Raw genomic sequence first — 5,597 nt, 5'->3', positions numbered from 1 at the left:
AACCTCGCGGGAGCCGTGTGGTGCTTCGTGGGCATCGGACCTGGTGTGGCGCCACCGCGATCGTACCGCGGTGGCGCCGCCCAACGGTCCTCGTTCGGTCCGGACGACACGGCATCAGCTCATGGCAGGCTGTGTGCGGCGCTGTCCGGACACGACATGAACGATCGCCGGCCCCGCGTCAGCGGGCGCGAGTCGCGCGCCAGACCGGGCTGTCCACGGAGTGGCTGTCGTACAGCCCTTCGGCGGCCGCCAGATCATCGGCCGTCGCCCCGCCTTCGATCACTTCCTTGAGGAGGTGGAAATAACCGAAGCGCTCGATTCCCGGCGTGAGCACGATAAGCACCTCGGCGAGGTCCTGCGGCGGCGCGGCGAAACAGTGCGGCATACCCGGTGGGACGACGACGAGGCTGCCTTTCTCTGCGGTGACGACCTCGTCTTCCAGGAGCATCTGCAATGATCCGTCGATGACGTAGAACAGCTCGGAGGACTTCGCGTGATAATGCGGACTGGAGCCGTCAGCGCCCATGGAAAGCTGCACATGATGGCAGCTCAGAGCCCCACCGACACCGGTGGCATCCACAAGAAGTCGAGCCACGGCCGATGGAAAGGTGACCTTCTCGGCTTCGTCCTCCTTCACGACCACAGCCTTGCGCGATAATTCGGACATAAAACCTCCTCGGTTGATCCGGAAGTTATTTCTATACGCCTCATAGCGTACGCAAGTTAATGGACCTCTGTCTATTGATCAGAAAATCAAAGCGCTCCCTTCGAGGAATGTACCCGACGTGCAGGTCGCCGAAGTAGCCTCGGATAATGTGCGGTGGCGTCGCCGGGAGAGCCGGCGGGTCTCGGCCGCGAGGAGGGCTCGGTCGAAGTGGCCCGCGAGCCGGTCGGGGGAACCGGTACCTGACGTCGGCATCGGAGGTCTCGATGCAGACCATGGCATGCCTGCAGTGCACGGAGCGCATACGGCTCGGCCCTTGGTGGCCGATCGCGGACATGGCGTTGGCCGAGAACTGGTTGCCCGTGCGGCGCACGACAGGCGTGTACCCGTTGACGCCCCAGGTGAGCGGGCGGCCTTCCGCGACTCGCTCGACGGCACGCTCATCCGGGCGCTGGAAGGACAAGCCCCAGCGGCGCGGGTAGGTGCCCACTGCCTGCTCGGTCAGCCGCGCCCAGTACAGATTCGCGATCAGCTCCCCCGCCCCGCACGCGTCCACAGCCGTCCAGCCGAACCCAGGCCGCCGGGACGGTGATCCGGCACGGCCCCTGCCCGGATGGCCCGCTGCCCGACCGCATCGAGAATCTTGTGTTCGCCGACCCGGCACCCGCTGGCCAGCCACTTCGCCCACCAGTTCTCCACCGCCTTGAAGTGAGCCCGGTCATGCGGCGGAATTGGGCCAGGCGGCGATGCTGGGGTGCGGTGCCGGTGCGTACTCGCGAGGCGTCCTCGCCGAAGATCAGGTCTCTGAGGTGGTGCAGGGCCTCAACTGACCAGTGGCTCTGGACGGGTTCAGCGAGTTGCGCCGGGTCGGCCTGTTCGGGTTGGAGGCTGGTGATCGCGTAGACGGTCTCTGTCCCGACCTTGCCGATCTCGCGGCGGGTGCGGCGGCGCTTGATCTCCATGGCCTGGACGGCGTGCGGGAAGAGGAGGCCGGGCCGGACGGTGCGGATCTTCAGACGGCGGACCTCGCGGCGGCCGCCGACCCCGGCGGTGCGGGCCCGCAGCGGAATCTGGCGCCAGGGCAGGTTTCGCAGCTGCTTGCGCAGCTTCTTCTGGTTGCTACCAGGAGGTAGTGGCCGCCGACGGTGATGACGTGCCCGGCGTGGGCGCGCTGGGTCCGCATCGCATCGGCGGTGACGACGACGCCGCGCAGGTCGATCCGGTCCAGTAGTGAGGCGAAGGCGGGGATTTCGTTGCGCTTCACGGCGATCTGCCACTGGGCGATCACGGGCTGACAGGCATGGAGCGCGGCGGCGAGCAGGTGGACAGTCGCGCCGTCGGTGCGGGATCCGTGCACCGCCTTGCCGTCGACAGCCAGAGACGCGGCTCCGCCGAGGACGGCGACCAGGCACAGCGCGAGCAGAGAGCCCAGGCGGTAGCGGCGGCCCCGGACCCGGCGCAATGGCGCTGCAGGACACCGACCAGGGAAGACGACACACGAACGCGCCCCCCGTTCATGATCAAAGGCTTCGACAACCGTCATCTGGCCGACTGAGAACCCATCAGGTCTGAGTCTTGGTCCAGTCCGAGTTGGCGTCAACACCTAGACAACATCCAATCTGGCTGATTTAATCCTCAAGTACCCGCACGCGTTTAATTCCCAGGAACCCCTTCGAGATCATCGTTACCCACTCGCGTCGACGCAGCCGAACGTACCCTCGGTAACATTGTCTGCGTCCACGCAGGATCCTTATTTACATTTACCTTACTCCTTGATCGCACACCGAGATTGAGTGAATAATGAGTTCCAGACCTCATCGTCGCACCCTAAGTGAAATCCGGCTGGACGGCAGATCAATTCAATGATCTCGGTCTACACCCTAGGCTTCCCTGTTTCATCTTCCGGTGAAGAATCACGATCGGCACTGGAGGCGGCATTACGCACAGCGTCGTCGGAACCGATGCTCTTCAGGTATGTTTCCTGGACGTAGGCACGGCCGCCTCGACCCGCATCCAGGAAGTGCCTCGGCTTCGAACTCGACTGCCCCACTGGTGTCGATCTCCTTTACCGTCCAGGAAGCCGGTTGATCGAAACCTGGAAAGGTGCTCCGGTTTCTGTCACACTGATCGACATCTGCGACAGAGCCAGTGTACTCGGGCCCACCATAGCGTGTACGGCGTTCACCTCCCCGTCTGCAGATGTACACCGGCAGGAACATAACACTCAGTATTCTTCCCTAAGTTCCACCAGCTCCCGGACGAACATCCTTCCAGGTATGACCGCCAGCATCCTTCCGCCGCGACTGACGGTTCAGGGTGGAATGATTCTCCACTCCCTGACACCCAGGGTCACTGCGGAACTCGCGATGTTCTTCTTCATCCGTGGCGACCCCGTGGTGGGATTCCGGTTCTACTTCACGGGAGGACAGCCCTGCTGGCAGCTCGGGATCGATCCGCCAACGAACCCTGCGATATATTCGCCGGAAGCCCACACGGCGCACGCCGGCCAGTTCCGTGTATTAAGGAAAACCTGCTGCCGCAGCCAGACCGCAGACTCGGCCGGGCGACGAGCCTGCTGTCAACCGCCCCGCAATCGCATCGCGCCCAACCAGCGAACCGGAAGTCTCGGCAGAGTATCCGACGCCCGCGAACTGCACCTTCACCCGGTAAGATCAGATCGACGCCGATTTCGCGGCATACAGCGGCCACCAGGAGGTAGAGGGAAACGTGACGCTGGAGAGTGTCGAGTTGGAAGCAGCCATGACTGTACTGCAGTTACTTGCAGAAGGGGCGCCGGTCAGCAGTTTCCAACAACTCGCTGAGGCTTGGGGCGGAGCATCCGACGGGGACGCGGTTTACCCATTACAACCAATCGCCGAGATCGGACTGCGTATCTCCGCGCAAATAGAACGACATCTGCACCGTGAAGCCGATTGCGCCGCACTGCTCCGCACCGCCCGAGAGCTGAACGCCCTCTGCGAACTCGATCCCTTACTTAAACTCATCACTTCAGAGACTCAAAGACTGCTCAATGTCGACTTAGCCTTTATCAGCTTGATCGACGCCGAGAGCGGAGGCCTATGCGTCCGCTCCGTGCAGGGCCAAGCGTCGAAGATCAGCGTGGGGATGAGCACTGCGGATCTGCCCAACCTGGACGGGCTGGACCATGAATTGTCGGCCGAATCGCTACCCTTCTGGACCCACGACTATTTGTCCGATCAACGCGTCTCTCGTAACGCGACGGCTGATGCCGTGGTTCAGGCCGAGGGTCTGCGTGCGATAACGGCGGTATCGTTGTCCCACCAGGCCGAGTCGCTCGGCGTGCTGCATCTGGCGTCGCGGAGCGTACGTCACTTCACCGTCGACGAGATCTCGCTACTCGGTTCCCTGGGAGAAGTAGCCGGGATGGCCATCGGCCGAGTGATGGATTTGCAACGTATGAAAACCGCTGTCACCGACCTGAAGAATTACTCCCTGCAGACCGAGACCGAGCTGAGATCCGCCACCCGTCTCATCGAGACCCACCACCGGCTGATCGAACTCGCACTGAGGGGCGGCAATCTGATGGTGCTCGCCACCTATGCAAGCGCCATATTCGGCGGCGCGGTGTTGATCAGCGATGCCGACGGCCGCCCCTTGGCATGTTGCGGCGAACTGCCGCCGTCAGCCGGAGAGCGACAGGCGTTCGTGAACACGATGACGGCCACCCAACTCACTCCTGTGCCCTTCCCCGTGGGCAACGGTATGTGGGCAACCACGATCGTGGCCGACTCCACGCAGCTCGGCAGCGTCCTGCTCCACCAGGACCATCCCATTACCCGGCCGGACGTGGTGGTGCTGAAGCTGCTCAGCCAGGCGGTGGCAATCCAGTTCATGGTCCAGAATCAAAGCGCCGTCGCCGAGCGGGATCACGAAGTGTTTCTCGACGCTCTACTGAGCGTGCCTCGACAGCCTCTGAAACATCTCGATCGGGAAGCAAGCCAGTTCCGCCTCGATCTTTACAAGCCACATGTCATCGTCCTCGTCCGCCCGGAGTGCGAGTCCTGGAACAAACTGGCCCAGTGGGCCTCCGAATACGCTCACCGCACGGGCGGACTCAGCAGCTCCCGCCACGACTCCGTCGTCCTCCTGCTCCCGGGGGAAGAGCCCGGTGCCACGGCACAGAAAGTCCATGACGAGTTGTCGTCATTGTTGAGCAAGCCGCCTACCGTCAGCGCGGCCGGCCCGACCATCGGCCCAGGATCAGTTGGCCGAATTTACCACGAGGCGAAACGTTACATGAAAGCAATGATCTCCCTGGGCGCAACCGGCTGCTCTGCCTCGGTGCAGGAACTCAGCCTACTGAGCATGCTCCTGTCCGACGATCGCGACCCTGACGAGTTCATCAACAAGTGGATCGGATCGCTCATCGAACACGATCGGATACGATTCACCGAGCTCACACGGACTCTGGAGATCTATTTCGAAGTCGGCTGTTCTCCCACCTATGCGGCGAAGAAGCTCCATGTTCACCCCAATACCGTTGTCCGTAGGCTCCAACGCATAAGTGAAATCCTCGGCCCCGCCTGGCAGAGCCACGAGCGGGCACTGGCGATCCAGCTGGCGCTTCGGCTCTCCCATCTCCGATCGACGCTTCTGGAACGCAAATCAGCTCACGACGTGGCCGGGCCTCCCGATCTCCCCGTTTGGACCCCGTGACGCAGACATGCGGTGGAAGGCGCCGGGCATCGGCATTCATGCAGGCGAGGGCGGAGAGGAACGTCGTAGTCGGGTACGGTACCGCCGGAGGCTGCGGTGCGAACTTCACGCTGTCCGCGACTGCGCTGGCCGTTCACCCAGCCCCAACTTTGCCTGGGTGAACGGCAGTCCAGCCCGATGAGGAGGAGCACGGCCGCCGCCACACCCACCGTGGTGGCGGGTGTGGCGGCGCAGT

3 protein-coding genes are annotated in these 5,597 nt (G+C 63.1%); 1 reads left to right on the top strand and 2 read right to left on the bottom strand.

Annotated features, from left to right (window positions below):
• Positions 1-178: 178 nt before the first annotated feature.
• Positions 179-667, bottom strand: coding sequence for a cupin domain-containing protein (locus F3T56_RS44220; RefSeq protein WP_149831113.1), 489 nt, complete (start codon positions 665-667; stop codon positions 179-181).
• A 1,009-nt stretch (positions 668-1,676) separates the two neighbouring features.
• Positions 1,677-2,126, bottom strand: coding sequence for a hypothetical protein (locus tag F3T56_RS44210; protein WP_149831112.1), 450 nt, complete (start codon positions 2,124-2,126; stop codon positions 1,677-1,679).
• A 1,265-nt stretch (positions 2,127-3,391) separates the two neighbouring features.
• Between F3T56_RS44210 and F3T56_RS44205 the strand changes: the two genes are divergently transcribed.
• Entirely contained in the window at positions 3,392-5,362 is a 1,971-nt protein-coding gene (locus tag F3T56_RS44205; RefSeq protein ID WP_149831111.1) for a helix-turn-helix domain-containing protein, read from the top strand.
• Positions 5,363-5,597: the final 235 nt, after the last annotated feature.

The sequence above is a fragment of the Streptomyces tailanensis genome (assembly GCF_008386495.1).
Lineage (GTDB): Bacteria > Actinomycetota > Actinomycetes > Streptomycetales > Streptomycetaceae > Streptomyces > Streptomyces tailanensis.
Note: the sequence above shows the minus strand (reverse complement) of the source record. Positions and strands in the feature narration are given on the sequence as shown.